General features: G+C 57.2%; 11 protein-coding genes. 4 read left to right on the plus strand and 7 right to left on the minus strand.

The features are described 5' to 3' along the window. Positions 1-13 precede the first annotated feature (13 nt). The 3 genes from K1X80_RS23410 to K1X80_RS23420 all read left to right on the plus strand — a co-directional run bounded on the left by K1X80_RS23410 (position 14) and on the right by K1X80_RS23420 (position 3,512). A complete protein-coding gene (locus K1X80_RS23410) occupies positions 14-670 on the plus strand; it encodes an alpha/beta hydrolase (protein WP_169959727.1) in 657 nt (218 codons plus the stop codon). Between the two features lie 96 nt (positions 671-766). Beyond that, positions 767-2,239 carry an ATP-dependent RNA helicase RhlB gene (rhlB, locus tag K1X80_RS23415; RefSeq protein ID WP_115128943.1) on the plus strand — a complete coding sequence of 491 codons (1,473 nt, stop codon included), beginning with the start codon at positions 767-769 and terminating at the stop codon, positions 2,237-2,239. A 145-nt stretch (positions 2,240-2,384) separates the two neighbouring features. Further along, positions 2,385-3,512 (plus strand): FAD-binding oxidoreductase, encoded by a 1,128-nt coding sequence (locus K1X80_RS23420; protein WP_057958534.1) that lies wholly within the window; start codon positions 2,385-2,387, stop codon positions 3,510-3,512. Between the two features lie 24 nt (positions 3,513-3,536). Here the strand turns inward: K1X80_RS23420 and K1X80_RS23425 are convergent, their stop codons facing one another. From K1X80_RS23425 to K1X80_RS23455, 7 genes are all read right to left on the minus strand, one after another. Next, positions 3,537-8,339, minus strand: a complete 4,803-nt coding sequence (locus K1X80_RS23425) for an RHS repeat domain-containing protein (protein ID WP_220172529.1) — start codon at positions 8,337-8,339, stop codon at positions 3,537-3,539. Between the two features lie 39 nt (positions 8,340-8,378). After that, positions 8,379-10,364 carry a hypothetical protein gene (locus tag K1X80_RS23430; RefSeq protein WP_220172530.1) on the minus strand — a complete coding sequence of 662 codons (1,986 nt, stop codon included), beginning with the start codon at positions 10,362-10,364 and terminating at the stop codon, positions 8,379-8,381. Between the two features lie 230 nt (positions 10,365-10,594). Further along, positions 10,595-11,047 carry a molybdopterin synthase catalytic subunit MoaE gene (moaE, locus tag K1X80_RS23435; protein ID WP_057958531.1) on the minus strand — a complete coding sequence of 151 codons (453 nt, stop codon included), beginning with the start codon at positions 11,045-11,047 and terminating at the stop codon, positions 10,595-10,597. A 2-nt stretch (positions 11,048-11,049) separates the two neighbouring features. Beyond that, positions 11,050-11,292, minus strand: coding sequence for a molybdopterin converting factor subunit 1 (gene moaD, locus K1X80_RS23440; RefSeq protein WP_057438235.1), 243 nt, complete (start codon positions 11,290-11,292; stop codon positions 11,050-11,052). Next, entirely contained in the window at positions 11,289-11,762 is a 474-nt protein-coding gene (moaC, locus tag K1X80_RS23445) for a cyclic pyranopterin monophosphate synthase MoaC (RefSeq protein WP_057438233.1), read from the minus strand. The genes moaD and moaC overlap by 4 nt, the downstream gene beginning before the upstream one ends. A gap of 169 nt (positions 11,763-11,931) precedes the next feature. Then, a complete protein-coding gene (locus K1X80_RS23450; RefSeq protein ID WP_057438231.1) occupies positions 11,932-13,326 on the minus strand; it encodes a PhoH family protein in 1,395 nt (464 codons plus the stop codon). A 323-nt stretch (positions 13,327-13,649) separates the two neighbouring features. Continuing rightward, the gene (locus tag K1X80_RS23455) at positions 13,650-14,774 is read right to left on the minus strand and encodes a polysaccharide deacetylase family protein (RefSeq protein WP_120734118.1); all 1,125 of its coding nucleotides are present in this window, start codon (positions 14,772-14,774) and stop codon (positions 13,650-13,652) included. 147 nt (positions 14,775-14,921) lie between these two features. On the opposite strand from K1X80_RS23455, the gene yaaA reads away from it, so the two are divergent. Beyond that, entirely contained in the window at positions 14,922-15,701 is a 780-nt protein-coding gene (gene yaaA, locus K1X80_RS23460) for a peroxide stress protein YaaA (RefSeq protein ID WP_057438227.1), read from the plus strand. Positions 15,702-16,037: the final 336 nt, after the last annotated feature.

Raw genomic sequence — 16,037 nt, forward strand, 5'->3', positions numbered from 1 at the left:
TTATGGAGCAAACATGACCGACCCCTTGATTCTTCAGCCCGCCAAGCCCGCAGACGCCTGCGTAATCTGGTTGCATGGCTTGGGTGCCGATCGCTACGACTTCTTGCCAGTGGCGGAGGCGTTGCAGGAAAGCTTGCTGTCCACGCGCTTTGTATTGCCCCAGGCACCGACCCGTGCGGTGAGCATCAATGGCGGCTACGAGATGCCAAGCTGGTACGACATATTGGCCATGACCCCGGCACGGGCCATCAGCCGTGAACAGCTGGATGAGTCGGCAAAAATGGTCATTGATTTGATCGACCAACAAAAAGCCAGCGGAATAGACGCCTCGCGCATTTTCCTTGCCGGCTTTTCCCAAGGCGGCGCGGTGGTCCTGCACGCCGCCTTTATGAAATGGCAGGGAGCCTTGGGTGGCGTGCTTGCCCTCTCCACTTATGCACCGACGTTCAGCGATGAACTGGAACTGTCCGCCAGCCAGCAGCGCATTCCGGCCCTGTGCCTGCACGGCCAGTACGATGAAGTGGTGCAGAACGCCATGGGCCGCAGCGCCTATGAGCATTTAAAGCAGCAGGGTGTCACCGTGACATGGCAAGAATACCCAATGGGTCACGAAGTGTTACCCGAAGAGATCCGCGATATCGGTCAATGGCTAAGCCAGCGCCTTGGCTAAAAAACCGCCATTGTGTAGCCGCGTGTCCAACGCACTACGCCGCGCCCGATTCTTGCATTACACTGGCCGGCGTACATTCCTTAACCAATTGATGAGATGACCGTGCTCAAAGCACTCAAGAAGATGTTCGGTAAAAGCGAGGCTGAACCACTCGCCCCTGTTCCCAGCGCCCCGGCCCAAACTTCCGGCAGCCGCAATGACGGTAAACAGCCTGGCCGAACCGCGCCCGTTGCCTCGCCAAAACCAGCGCCTGCCACGCCTGCCGCCCCGGCTCCAGCCGCCCAGCCCGTAGAAGAACCACCGCGAGTAGAAAAACCGCGCCGCGAACGTGCGCCAAAACCGGTGGTAAAGCCGTGGAAACTGGAAGACTTCGTGGTTGAGCCCCAAGAGGGCAAGACCCGCTTTCACGACTTCAAGCTGGCCCCGGAACTGATGCATGCCATCCAGGACCTGGGCTTTCCATACTGCACGCCGATCCAGGCCCAGGTACTGGGCTTCACCCTGGCCGGCAAAGACGCCATTGGCCGCGCCCAGACCGGTACCGGCAAGACCGCAGCGTTCCTGATCTCGATCATTACCCAGCTGCTGCAAACCCCGCCGCCCAAAGAGCGCTACATGGGCGAGCCACGGGCACTGATCATCGCCCCGACCCGGGAGCTGGTGGTGCAGATCGCCAAGGATGCCGCCGACCTGACCAAGTACACCGGCCTCAACGTCATGACGTTCGTGGGCGGCATGGACTTCGACAAACAGCTCAAGCACCTGGAAGCGCGGCACTGCGACATCCTGGTCGCCACCCCGGGCCGTTTGCTGGACTTCAACCAGCGTGGTGACGTACACCTGGACATGGTTGAAGTGATGGTGCTGGACGAAGCCGACCGGATGCTCGACATGGGATTTATCCCACAAGTGCGTCAGATCATTCGCCAGACCCCACCGAAAAACGAACGCCAGACCCTGCTGTTCTCCGCGACCTTCACCGAAGACGTGATGAACCTCGCCAAGCAGTGGACCACCGACCCGTCCATCGTCGAGATCGAGGCGCTGAACGTCGCCAGCGAAAACGTCGAACAGCATATCTATGCGGTGGCCGGTGCCGACAAATACAAGCTGCTCTACAACCTGGTCAACGACAACGGTTGGGAGCGGGTCATGGTATTTGCCAACCGCAAGGACGAAGTGCGGCGCATTGAAGAACGCCTGGTTCGCGACGGCGTCAATGCCGCGCAACTGTCCGGCGACGTGCCGCAGCACAAACGCATCAAGACCCTGGAAGGCTTTCGCGAAGGCAAGATCCGCGTGCTGGTGGCCACCGATGTGGCAGGCCGCGGGATTCATATCGACGGCATCAGCCACGTGATCAACTTCACCCTGCCGGAAGTGCCGGACGACTACGTACACCGTATCGGCCGTACCGGGCGTGCAGGCGCTGCCGGTGTGTCGATCAGCTTTGCCGGGGAAGACGATTCGTATCAATTGCCGTCGATCGAAACCTTGCTGGGCCGCAAGATCAGCTGCGAAACGCCGCCGACGCACTTGCTGCGTCCCGTAGAGCGTAAACGCCCTTAAGCTGGAATGCGGTAAAAGATGTGGGAGCGGGCTTGCTCGCGAACGCAGTGAATCAGTCAATATGTCCAGAGACTGACACACCGCATTCGCGAGCAAGCCCGCTCCCACATTTGCTTTCAGCGCTTTCACATTCAAGGAGGAACACATGAACCAGGCCGACTACATCATCATCGGCGGCGGTATTGCCGGTGCCTCCGCCGGTTACTGGCTGTCCCGACATGCCCGCGTCATCGTGCTGGAGCGTGAGTCCATGCCGGGCTATCACTCCACTGGCCGCTCGGCCGCGCTGTATATCGCCGCCTACGGTACCCCGCAAGTGCGCGCCCTGACCCTGGGCAGCCGCGACTTCTTCGATCACCCGCCCGCAGGTTTCAGCGAGCATCCGTTGCTCACGCCCCGTGGCGAACTGCTGGTGGACCTGCTGGGCGATCCTGACGAACTGCAGCGCCAATACCTGAGTGCCAAGGCCCTGGTACCCGAGACGCAGCTGCTGAGTGCCGAGGAGGCGCTGCACAGGCTGCCGATCCTGCGCCCGGAAAAAGTCCACGGGGCGATCTACGACCCGACGGTCTGCGACATCGACACCGACGCGCTGTACCAAGGCTATCTACGTGGTATCCGGCGCAATGGCGGAGAAATCCACACCGACAATGAAGTGCAGAAACTGACCCGCGACGGCGAGGGCCAGTGGCACGTGCGCACTTCGCAACAACGCTTCAGCGCCCCGGTGATCCTCAATGCCGCCGGCGCCTGGGCCGACACCATTGGCGAGCTGGCCGGAGCGCGGAAGATCGGCCTGCAACCCAAGCGGCGCAGCGCCTTTATCTTCGCGCCCCCCGCCGAGGTGAATAGCCACACCTGGCCGGAACTGGCGGCCCTCGACGGCTCGTTCTACATGAAGCCCGACGCCGGCATGTTCCTCGGCTCACCGGCCAATGCCGACCCGGTGGCGCCCCACGACGTGCAACCCGAAGAGCTGGACATTGCCACGGGCATCTATCACATCGAACAAGCCACCACCCTGAGCATCCGCCGCCCGACCCGCACCTGGGCAGGGTTGCGCAGCTTTGTCAGCGATGGCGACCTGGTGTGCGGGTTCGATCCACAGGTCGAGGGTTTATTCTGGGTCGCGGCCCAGGGCGGTTATGGCATCCAGACCTCACCGGCGATGGGCCAGGCCAGTGCGGCATTGGTTCGCCACCTGGCGTTACCCGAGGCGTTGCAGCGTGCCGGCCTGACGGAGGCGATGTTATCGCCCCGGCGCCTGGGTTGATTGCAGGCACGGTGCCCTGCTGGATCATCCTTGATACAACTGCGCAATGATGGGCTGGCGAATGCGCGACGCCTCGTCTCTGAATGCCTGGTAATAGCCTGCACTGCTGGCCGGCATATCCACCAGGCGACTGCCCGTGGCTTGCGGCTGGGGATGGGCCGAACCGGGAGCACCTGGCACGGGTTGGGCAGGATCGCCACCACCCGAGCCTGCCGATGTGGTTCTGGCCTCTACCGAGCGACCAAAGTTGGTACTTCTCAATACGAAACGGGTGACCCCGTAAATCTTGCTGAAGCTAGTGATTCCCTGTTTATCGGTGAACTTATAGCTCAAGCCCAGCATCCGCTTGCCAGCCGCCAGAAAGCTGGCCCCCAGTGGGGCGTCAAAAAAGCTGCTGTACTTGACAAAGTCCTTGGCCGTGCTGGCCTTGAGAGCCGCAGTGTAGGCCATACTTGCCGACGTGTAGGCCCCCGCAAAGCTAACTACCCATGACGCCACAGAGAACCCGAAAGATGCCCACCCCAGGTTTTGGATGTGGTGCGAACGGTCCCAACCCATCGCCCTGTCGACCTCAGCGATACTCAAGGCTGCGACACTAAGCGTTCCCCCAACCACCCCCAACGATGCAGCCCCCAGCAGCGCCGCCTTGGAAGCAACAACCATCCCCGCCGCAGATGCCGCCGCCGTTCCAGCTGCCGCCGCATATGCCGCTACCGCGGTAACAAATCCGGGAGCCGCAAACCCTACCGTCACTATCGACAACACCAGCGCAACTCCGGTCAATACCCACTTCAACCAGTTCGGCAACAACCCGCTGGGGTCCATTAGGTTGACCGGATTACCAGCACAGTAGGCATAGCTGTTGATCCCCCCCTCGTCAAAAGGGCTCAGCGGATCAGGCTGCAAGAACATCATCAGGTGAGGATCGTAGACCCGTTGACCGTTGCCGAGAAAGTAGAGGTTGATCGCCGCATCCAGCCGTTGACCATTCAACGCCGGCAGTTGCAGATCAGCCATGCTACGGACCTTGCCGTCATCCAGCGGGATTTTCGTATCGCCGTAGGGCGTGTAGTGTCGCCGCACATGGGCCTGGCCTGGGGCCGATACGCCGCGCACACTACCGCTGGCATCGTTCATATGCAGTTGCAGCCCGTCGACGCCCCCGCTGCGTGCCATCACCTCATCCCCGCCGTCGGCGTAGCGGATCTTTTTATTGCCTTCAACCAGAGTCTCCAGCCGGTCGCCGGCGTATGCCAGCATCACCGGCGGCTCACTGCCCCGGGACGCCAGTACCTGGCGGGCCTCGGCATCGTATTGGTAGCTGTACTTGAGGGGACCGGCCTGCACTGTGGTCAACTGCTCAAAACCATTGTAGGTATAGGCCTGGCCCGCCGGGTGTGCCTGCAAGTTGCCCGCCGCGTCATACGTCAGTGTGACATCCTGCGCCGGGCGTGTATGGGTCAGCCGGGTCAGTTGAGTGGGATCGGCACCGGTAAAATAACGCTCGCAGGTGTCTTGCGTGCTGTCGGCAAACGTCGTGACAACCCGAGTAATGTTATTGAGGCTGTCAAAGCTGAAATCCTGCCCGACAATGCCACGCCCCAGATGATCCTTGGGGTGTTCGGGCCCCGTGCAGCGATAGGTCTTGAGCCGCAGAAAGGCATCGTAGGTGAAGGTCTCGCCGATCACCAGGCGTGAGCCGGCGTCCTTGAGTTCCCGTGTCGCCAACATACTGTTGAGGTGATACGTGCTGGTCATGACCTGGAACAGCGCACCGTTCTGCTCGAAGCGGCGCTCGGCTTCCCGACCCAGCGAGTCATAGGACAGCTTGGTAACGACTCGCGTGCTTTCATAGGCGGTGGTCAGGACATGCGGCCGGCCCAATGTATCGTAGGTTTGCTCGATGACCATGGCGCCAGTGGTCATCTTGGAGAACCGCCCGAACACATCGTACTCAAGCTGGCTGGACTGGCCGTCGGCGGAAGTTTGCTGCAGCAGGCGCCCGCCAGGGGAATAGCCATACTGCGAGGTCAGGACGTTGCCGTTGGCGGTTTGGATATCCTTTTCAGGACGGCCGTTGGCATCCATAACGAACTCATGGATCAAGCCATTGGTCTCGGAACGTGTCATAGCACCGGTAACCGGGTCATGCCGGTAGGTGCTCGCCGGATGGCCCGACATCTCAATCCGAGTCGGCACATCCAACTCTGTGTCATAAGTCAGGGTCTGGCGAACCCCACGGGAGGAAACCATGGTGAACGGTTCCATCTCTCCGGCCTTGTACTCCCAGGTCGTGGCCTGCCCCAATGCCCCACGCGTCTGGCTGGTCATTCTGCCGAGGCTATCGTAGGTACGGGCCCCCAGCCGCTTGTTGTCGACCGTAAAAGCACTGGCCAATTCACTGCTGGTGCCGGGGGCGTAATCCATTTTACGCAGCCGATGAGGAGTGCCATCTATTGGTTTTTGAAGGGTCGTCAGCACCCGGTCGAACACGTCATAGGTCAGCTCAGTGGACGTTTTATTGACATCCACTGCCGTCACGCAGCGCCCCAGGCCATCGTAGGTATACGACGCCAGCTCCACTTTATTATTGTTGGCATCCAGGCGCTCCACCTTCATTGGCTGGTTATGCGTATTGAAATAGGTCAACAGCCGTTCACCGCCAACCACGCCCTCCTCCGTAAGATTGAGCCGCGGGTCATACTCGTTGATGACAACACGGCCATCGGCGTGGGTGACGCGGCTGGCGTTGCCCCACTTACTGTAGGAGTGGACGCTGCGCAACGAGCGTTGCCCGTTGGTCACGTAGTCGCTCTTGACCACTTCCACAGTTTGCCCAAGCGCGTCATAACGCCAAGTGCAGGCGACTCGCTCCTGGCTCGAGCCGATCAATTGTGCTTCGGACACCTGGCGTCCGGCACCGTCGTAGTAGGTAATCGTCTTGTTACCTTGCGCGTCCGCGGTAATCAGATGGGCACGCTTATTCTCTTCGGCAAAATGGTAAGCGTATTGCCGGGTCGCTTTCTGCGGCGCTCCAAGAGCTACGGTTTCTGCGGTCAGCCGGCCATTGACGTCGTACGCCAGGCCCATCGTGCTGCCGCCATCTCGCGTTAACGACAACAGGCGTCGACTGACCATCGAAAGCGTGCGTTTTGCCTCAAGCCATTGATTTCCTTGTTCTTCGCGCCCTTTCAACCGTCGGGTTTCGATCAGGTTATCGCCTTCAATGACGTAACTGAAATCACTGGTCAACAGCTGCCCGCCGACCGTACTGGTGCTGCTCTTCAACCGGCCAGCCAGCGCCACAGGGGTTTCGTAGTAAGTCTGCTGCATCACTAGCACACCAGCCTGGCTGCTCGATTGCTGTAGCACAAAATAACTACTGCCCGTCTGGGGGACGCGCGTATGGGTATATTCCGTGAGTCGCGCGGTAGGCGTGCCTCCTACAGGTACGAGTCGCTCTTGTTTGAGGTAGCGCTGGAACAATTTGTGGGGGTCCGCCGGGCATTTGCCGCTTTCGCCGGCAATCGGGTAATAACTGTATTCGGTGCGAATGCCAGAGGGTTCGGTGCGGCTGAGTTCGTTGCCATAATCATCGGTTTCGATCTGCTGGATCTCTTCCCTCGAGGTGCCACCAGCTACGAGTTCATAGCGATTGGTAACGGTTTTGGGCAGTTGGAAGTTCGCGGGCTGGCTGGGAAATAGACCGGGGAGCGTGTTATAGGTGATATTTACTTTACTGCGCGTTCCCTCGCGTAGGACCTGCTTTTCGGTCAACAGGTGAAACTTATTGTAGGTGGTACGAGTGACGCTCAAGACCGTATTGTTATTGGCCGCGTCAATGCTTTTCTCCTCAGTCCAATAGTCATAGGCGCCGCTAATCAGATACAGGTTGTCCTCACCCTCTTTGAAACCACCCGCATAAGGGAACCCCGTGAAGTTCTGCCCTGGACTGTAATCATAAGTCCGGATCATTGGAGGTTGATTGGCACCTGGAGTCTGCGTCCAACTGGACACACGGGGGATGAATTGGTTGTTGCCATATTGATGACCGTTTTCGGTATAGTTGATCTGCTCAGTTCCGCCCATCGGCGTTTGCACCCGCTCAATCGCAACCAAGCCATTACGAAACGGCGTCCTGTATACAAACGTATAGGCAGCAACCCCCGGCGCACCACTACGATCGTAAGGCGCAGTGACACCTGTAAGGCGATCATTGATCTGTGTAAATCGCGTACGCGCATAACGCCCCCCCTCGACACGTCTATCAGCCGTTTGCAGGCGCCCACTCGCGTAGGTCAGTAGCAGCAACTCTTCCTGTTTGTGATTGAGGATACGCTCAAGAGAACCACCTGGGGCATAGCCGAATCTGAAGACCTCACCATTTTCAAATCTTATGGAAGTAATTCGATAAGGGAGCGTACTACTGGTACGCTCCAAAACTTCAATCGTGCCATCCCGATAAATCACATGCAGCGTGGTTTCATTCGTTCGCCTTACCACTAGATCTTTAAGTTTTCGATCCTTGAAAACCATCGTTCCGCCAACAGAAGGCATACCTTGCGTCTTAAATCGCTCGCCGCTAATCAACGTGAGTTGCGCACTGGAAAGGTCAAATTCCGTATTACTCAGGCGCCACCCCAACCCATAAGGTACACGGCCAGGCTCAAACATTGAAAATAACAAAACAATACTGCGACTGACCTCGAGAGGCCCCTCAGGAGATAATTGAGCCAAATTGATTTGGGCACCATACTGACCTGTTCGTGGATCGACGGAACCGTTCAAGTACGAGGAAAAATTAAATGCGTTGGAATAGACATTCATGGTAAGCACCTGTTCTGAAGACGAGACGCACAAATCTAATCAGCTCTCATAATCCAACAACTCAATATTTTGCCTACTTCCACGCATAGTATATACATGCATGCAGCCATAATTATCGACTAGTCGCCAAGGTGTGTTGCCCTCCCCTTCAAACATGGGGAGCTCAATGGAAACCCATAACGCACGCATAATCGTATTTACTCGATTAAATCTCAGAATATGATAATTATCTGACAAGTTTTCATGTATCTCATCAAGAGAGGGGCTTGACCCAGGCTTATCGTGGCCCACTACAACTCCGCCTTTTCTATCAACTCCACCGGCCCCATTAACAAAAGACGTCTGAAAGTAACGCCCCTCCCAAGGGACCCACATGGGTGCGTCTAACCCCATTTGGGAGATAAACCTCACCCCAGGCGGGGGCAACCAATACCAAACATCAATATCGGTCTTCGTATTGTGATTCCAATAAGCGTGATCCACAGTAAGTATAAGATCACGAACTCTCACTCGATAAGGCTGCCGAGGCGAGATATTCACCCAAGCATTAAACTTTGAATCCCCTTCGTTAAAATTCGTGGTATAAACTTTACCATCTATAATTATCTTAGCCATAAGCCTCCGACTCTCCATTGAAGCGCCGGTTTCCAAACGCATAAATCGCTCAACTATCTCTATAGTATCCAGCGCCCCACTCTTTTGTTGCGTAGTGTTCTCCCCAATTCCGCCCCCCTCTGCGTCTTGTATCTCTCGAATCCAAAGTCCGGTATCATATATATTTTTCACGGTATCGCAGGACCACCCCCCCGGTAGAGGCTGGTTCACATTTGGAGAATATAATGTGACCGCTACACTGGCTTTTTCATCCTCCCGCAGGAGCGTGCTCTCCCAATTACCATTAATCCCTTCCTGCACCATAGTGACTTCAATAAGAACTTTGCACTGATGCCGGCCATTGGCATACAGCGCGTCAGTAGAATCCTGACCATTAGCAAGGACGATGTGGAAGTGCTGAGGTCGCCTTGCTAACTTAACGGGCTCCACCGTCAGACGATTGCCACTTTCATAGGGAACTATTTTAAATACATGAAGATTCCCATAGTTATCCCGCAACCGCCACTTGCTATTCAAAACCTCATGCGGAAGGTCCGGAATCTGTGTAGTAAGTTTAACCGCGCACATGACACGATTACTTATCCGATGAATCACTGGATCCTCACCTGGATTTACAACTGGAAGATACTGGTGAACCATACTCAACCGTAAAGTACTGCTCGCAGACCCAGAGAAAACCCCTCCTTTATAATTACCCGAAAGTCCATAAGACGTCTGAAAGGAGGTCCCTTCATTTGGCACCTCCACTGACTCATTCAACCCATAATTATGAACAAACCACAAACCATTAACACCTTCCCAATAGTACATATCAATATCAAGAAGCCCTGTAATATTTAAAGCATCATAATCAACAATCAAATCAAGCTCTGTAGAAAGCAATACTGGGGGCACCGTGGGCTTGATAAATACCGACGACTTAAAATCAGTCGGATATTCGGAATAGCTGTTAGTAACCGTCTCTCCGTCCAACACAATAGTCGCCATGAACTGTACAGCCTTGAGAGAGACATTTTCCTCAACGCGCATATAACGCCTGACAATCTCTACCCCCGCGTCAACAACCGTATTGTTTGGCAGACTCTCGCCGAGTTCTTCCCCAGTACGATTCCAGAGTCCTGGATCATATTCGTTCTTCTGCGTATCGCAACTCCACCCGCTGCCTACACTGGCATTATCCGCGATAGAAACAGGTACGATTTTTACACTCGCTCGCTCACTATCGGTTAAGGAGGCTTGACTCCAGACACCTTTTTTCCCCAAAACCTGCTTTAAAACCTCAACTACAACTTCAACTTGATGATGCCCATTGGCATAAAGTGCATCCGTATAGTCAGTGCCATCAGCAAACCTGACCTTAAAATGCACAAGCCGCATATTATGTGATTGCCTGATCATCTCGTTCTCCAAAAACCACATCCATCGCCGTAGCGCGAACTTTCTCGAAACCAAATTCGAGCTGAAATTCCACGAACTTAGATATCGAACACTTAGGGAGATTAGAGACCAGGAAAAAAGAGAAAGTAACTGTTAAAAATGACAGTTAATTAGCTGAAATAGAAATAACTTAATGAACCTTTATAACTATAAACCACAGCCATGACTGCGTGTTCTTGCAAGCGCCACCCAATGATAAACAATCAGGCTTTCCAGCGACCCGCCGCCGCATGATCACTCTCTCGCCCCTCAACCCACCGCGCCCCCTCACTGGTGTTCTCCTTCTTCCAGAACGGCGCCCGGGTCTTGAGGTAGTCCATCACAAACGCACAGGCATCAAACGCCGCCTGGCGGTGGGCACTGGCGGCCGCGACGAACACGATGGGTTCGCCGGGCTCCAGGGCGCCGATGCGGTGCAGCACTTCGAGCTTGAGCAGCGGCCAGCGCTGCTCGGCTTCGACGGCGATCTTGGCCAGGGCTTTTTCGGTCATGCCGGGGTAGTGTTCAAGGAACATCCCCGCCACATCGAGGCCATCGTTGAAATCGCGTACATAGCCGACAAAGCTCACCACCGCACCCACACCCACGTTGGCCGCGTGCATGGCGTTGACTTCGGCGCCGGGGTCAAAGGGCTGGGCTTGCACACGAATGGCCATGGTCAGCCTCCGGTCACGGGCGGGAAGAAGGCGACTTCGTCACCGGCCTGCAAAGGCTCGTCGAGGGAGCACAGTTCCTGGTTGCGCGCACACATCAGGCTGGCCTCGTTGAGCACCTCGAAGCCCGCATCAGCCGCCAGTGCCAGGCGCACGGCATCGACCGTAGCGAAGTCGCCTTCGACCTCCAGGGAGTCCAGGCCTATCGCCTCGCTGTAGCGTGCAAAAAACAGTACGTTGATGCTCATGCCTGGTCCGCCTTGAAATGCCCGCTTTTGCCGCCGAGCTTTTCCAGCAGGCGGATGTTCTCGATGGTCATGCCACGGTCCACCGCCTTGCACATGTCGTAGATCGTCAACGCGGCAACACTGGCGGCAGTCAGTGCTTCCATTTCCACGCCGGTCTGCCCGGACAGCTTGCAGCGGGCGATGATGTGCACGGTATTTTCCCCTTCGGCTGCCAGCTCAACCTTGACGCCCGTCAACATCAGCGGATGGCACAGGGGGATCAGGTCGCTGGTCTTTTTCGCCGCCTGGATCCCGGCGATGCGCGCCACGGCGAACACGTCGCCCTTGGGATGGGCGCCGTCGACAATCATTTGCAGGGTCTGGGGCAGCATGCGCACCCGCGCCTCGGCCACGGCTTCGCGGAACGTCACGGTTTTATCGGTGACGTCGACCATATGGGCACGGCCCTGGGAATCGAGATGAGTCAGCACGGGGATACTCCTGATCAGAAGCCCCGATTGTAAACCCAACGCAGATCAAAAGGTGGGAGCAGGCTTGCCTGCGATAGCGCAGTGTCAGTCACCAACGCCATCGCGGGCAAGCCCGGCTCCCACAGGAATTGAGGTGAACCGGGCGATGGAGGCATCGCCCGGTTTCGGATTACAGGTGGGATTCGGCGTATTCGGCCAGAATCGAGCGAGGGACACCCTGCAAGGCGATGTGCACGCCGTTCGGGAAATCCTTGAAGCGTTCCGTCAGGTAGGTCAGCCCGGAGCTAGTCGCGGACAGGTAGGGGGTGTCGATCTGTGCCAGGTTGCCCAGGCACACCACTTTGGAACCGGCGCCGGCACGGGTGATGATGGTTTTCATCTGGTGCGGCGTGAGGTTCTGGCATTCGTCAATCAGAATCAGGCTCTGCTGGAAGCTGCGACCTCGAATGTAGTTGAGGGATTTGAACTGCAACGGCACTTTGCTGAGGATGTAGTCGACGCTGCCATGGGTGTTTTCGTCATCCATGTGCAAGGCTTCGAGGTTGTCGGTGATCGCCCCCAGCCACGGCTCCATTTTTTCTGCCTCGGTGCCGGGCAAAAAGCCGATTTCCTGGTCCAGGCCCTGCACGCTACGGGTGGCGATGATACGGCGATAACGCTTGGTGACCATGGTCTGCTCGATGGCAGCCGCCAGGGCGAGGATGGTCTTGCCCGAACCCGCCGCGCCGGTCAGGTTGACCAGGTGAATGTCCGGGTCGAGCAGCGCGTACAGCGCCAGGCTCTGGTAGATATCACGCGGTTTCAGGCCCCAGGCTTCCTGGTGCAACAGGGGCTCCTGATGCAGATCGAGGATCAGCAGCTTGTCGACCTGAATCTCTTTGATCCAGCCCACGAAGCCCTGTTCGTCGATGATGAATTCATTGATATGCACCGCCGGCAGGTTGTCGGTCAGTTGCACCTGGTGCCAGGTGCGGCCATGGTCCTGGCGGGTCTCGACCTTGCTCACGCGGTCCCAGAACGAGCCGGTCATGGTGTGATAACCACGGGACAGCATCGACACATCGTCGACCAGTTGATCGGTACTGTAGTCCTCGGCAGCGATCCCACACGCTCGTGCCTTGAGGCGCATGTTGATGTCTTTGGTCACCAGCACCAGGCGCAGGTCCTTGTCGCGCGCGTGCAGGTCGATCAGTTGGTTGATGATCTTGTTGTCGTTGAGGTTTTCCGGCAGCAGGCTGTTGGGCTCGCTGCGCTTGCTCATCAGGATCGACAGCAAGCCCTTGGGCCCGCTCTTGCCACGCTGGATCGGGACGCCGACTTCCACATCATCGGGCGAGGCCTCGCCCAGGGTCTTGTCAATCAGGCGGATCGCCTGGCGGCATTCGGCGGCAACGCTGTGGTGCCCGCTTTTGAGTTTATCGAGCTCTTCAAGCACGATCATCGGGATGGCGACGTGGTGTTCTTCGAAATTGAGCAACGCGTTTGGATCGTGAATCAATACATTGGTATCAAGCACATAAAGGATTGGCTGGTCGGAAGAAGGGTTACGTCCATGATCATCCATACTCGGTCACCTTTGTGGGAGCCAGTCGACGCAATACCACAACAGTGCTGCGCCTCGATTCGAGCGCCGAATACACCGCAAAGGGAGTCTGGGAAGACGCCACCTGTGGTGCAGGTTTCGGCGATCTGACTTCGTAATACCGCAAAACCCATGACAGGAAAAAGCACTTTGACGCTTTTTTGAAGTTTATTTTTCAGGATGACGAATAGCACTGGCGGGCCGCCACGCACCCCGCTAAAGTCGGAAGTCCGCCTGCATCGAAATGTCGCAGCAAATCACCCCAAAAAACCCTCATCCCCAACAGGGCCGGGCTTTTGCCCTTTTCAGCGAAACGCTTCCCGACAATCCTGCCAACCCAGCCCACTTTGCGCCGTTGCCTGTAGCAACAGCGGCAATGCGACCCGCGCCTTGTCCTGGGTGTCGTGGAACACAATCACCCCTTTGCGCCACAACAACATCAGCGTCAGCACCCGCTGGGCCGACTCGTCGGCCTTGAGCAGGCCCGGTTCATCCTGGGAGTCGATATCCCACAATGCCACTTGCAGGCCCTGGGCCTGGAAAAAGCCCTGGCTGTCAGCCCGGCGCTGGCCATAGGGTGGGCGGAACAGCGGCACGTAGTTTTCCGGCAGCAGGTTCTGGGTCAGCGACGCACTGCGGGTGATCGAGCTTTGCCAGTCGACCCAATGGCTGTGGGAACGGTATTGCCAGCCCTGGATACCCACGCACTGGCCCTGGTACAAACCCTGCACATCGACGGCCGAGGTCTTTTCCAGGCGGGTTTGCAGGCTGTTGCCCAGGACAAAGAAGGTGGCTGTCATTTTCTGCTTGCGCAGGTAGTCGGCCAGCCAGTCGGTCTGACCGCCCAGCGGTGACGGGCCGCCATCGAAGGTCAGTAAAAACAGGCGGTCGTTGAGTTCATCGCCATTGCGCTCGAAATCCCCAAAACGCGCCACTTCGCTGCCGATCTGCGGGAACAGCGCGGCCTTGCGCAACAGTTCATCCAGGTAGCGTTGGTGAAACGCGCGGCTGGGACCGGCCCAGCCTATATAGAAAGATTGCTCGCTCACCTCGAACTTGCCGGCTTGATCGCGCAGGTCGTCGAGGTTGTCCACCAGATAGCAGAATGAGGCGTCCTGTTCGCAGCTTTGCTGGGCGAACATGTAGTTCTCCAGCAACCGCTGCCAGAGGTGGCGGCGCAGGTCGTCGATAGCGCCCTGGTTGACGATCTTCAGCCCCAGGCGCTGCTTGAGGGCCGGTTCATCCAGGGCCTCGCTGGCCAGCAGCGCGTTGGCGAACATGAGGATTTCGGCGCGTGATGCCACATCAAACAGCGCCGGGCTGCTGAGTTTTTCCGGCCAGGTGCCACGGTCCAGGGTCGCGACATCCACACTGGCCGCCTGGGCGCCCAGGCACGTCAGCCAGGCGCACACTAAAAGCGCAATTCGCACAACAGGTCTCCCCCTCCTGATTCGTCGGCCACTATAGCCGATCACTATCCTCCCACAGGGATAACCGTATGGCAGCTATTGGCGTGATAGGTGGAGTCCAACGCCCCAACCCCCTAGAATCCCCCGACGATTACAGGAGACGACTTCATGCTGACGGTGATTTCCCCCGCCAAAACCCTCGATTTCGAGACCCCGCCGGTAACCCAGCGCTTTACCCAGCCGCAATACCTCGACCACTCCCAGGAGTTGATCGAGCAGTTGCGCGAGCTGAGCCCGGCGCAGATCAGCGAACTGATGCATGTTTCCGACAAGATCGGCGGCCTCAACGCCGCACGTTTCGGCAGCTGGACCCCGGCCTTCACCCCGGCCAATGCCAAGCAGGCGCTGCTGGCCTTCAAGGGCGACGTCTACACCGGCCTCAATGCCCAGACCTTCAACGACGCCGACTTCGCTTACGCCCAGGACCACCTGCGCATGCTCTCGGGCCTGTACGGCCTGCTGCGCCCCCTGGACCTGATGATGCCGTACCGCCTGGAGATGGGCACCAAGCTGGGCAACGCCCGTGGCAAGGACCTGTACGCCTTCTGGGGCACGCGGATCAGCGAATGGCTCAACGAGGCCCTGGCTGAGCAGGGCGATGATGTGCTGCTGAACCTGGCCTCCAACGAATACTTCTCGGCGGTCAAGCGCCCGGCCTTGAACGCGCGGATCATCAATACCGAGTTCAAGGACCTGAAGAACGGCCAATACAAGATCATCAGCTTCTACGCCAAGAAGGCCCGGGGCATGATGAGCCGCTTTGTCATCGAAGAGCGCATCAACGACCCGGCGCAGCTCAAGCAGTTTGATGTCCAGGGTTATCGCTTCAGTGCCGAGCAGTCCAAGCCGGATAACCTGGTATTTTTGCGCGATCACGCACCGGAGTAGGTCGCCAGTACAGCGCAAATCCGATGTGGGAGCTGGCAAGCCTGCTCCCACATTTTTTCCGTATTTCAAATGCGGAATCGTCATTACTTTGACGTCAAAAATATTTCTTCAGATTTCCTAACGTTTCTTTCACTCGACATTCGTCAGAATTTTTCGTAGTGGCACCACTTTTTTCAAACAGTAGTGGCACAAAACTATATCCCCGCGCCAACTCCCTATAACCACTAGCCCAATCCGCAAGTGCTATCAATATAGTACTAGTGCCATCTTTCCTAATATTTCAAGAAATTTCCAGAAACAGGATGAGCGGCCAGGAACTATGTCCTTCAGTGCCGC

This window comes from Pseudomonas sp. So3.2b (assembly GCF_019464415.1).
GTDB lineage: Bacteria > Pseudomonadota > Gammaproteobacteria > Pseudomonadales > Pseudomonadaceae > Aquipseudomonas > Aquipseudomonas shahriarae.

Coding starts and splice junctions, on each gene's coding strand:
- K1X80_RS23420 (WP_057958534.1), top strand. CDS start 2,385: ATGAACCAGGCCGACTACATCATCATCGGCGGCGGTATTGCCGGTGCC.
- moaE (WP_057958531.1), bottom strand. CDS start 11,047: ATGGCCATTCGTGTGCAAGCCCAGCCCTTTGACCCCGGCGCCGAAGTC.
- K1X80_RS23450 (WP_057438231.1), bottom strand. CDS start 13,326: ATGGATGATCATGGACGTAACCCTTCTTCCGACCAGCCAATCCTTTAT.
- K1X80_RS23410 (WP_169959727.1), top strand. CDS start 14: ATGACCGACCCCTTGATTCTTCAGCCCGCCAAGCCCGCAGACGCCTGC.
- K1X80_RS23425 (WP_220172529.1), bottom strand. CDS start 8,339: ATGAATGTCTATTCCAACGCATTTAATTTTTCCTCGTACTTGAACGGT.
- yaaA (WP_057438227.1), top strand. CDS start 14,922: ATGCTGACGGTGATTTCCCCCGCCAAAACCCTCGATTTCGAGACCCCG.
- moaD (WP_057438235.1), bottom strand. CDS start 11,292: ATGAGCATCAACGTACTGTTTTTTGCACGCTACAGCGAGGCGATAGGC.
- rhlB (WP_115128943.1), top strand. CDS start 767: ATGACCGTGCTCAAAGCACTCAAGAAGATGTTCGGTAAAAGCGAGGCT.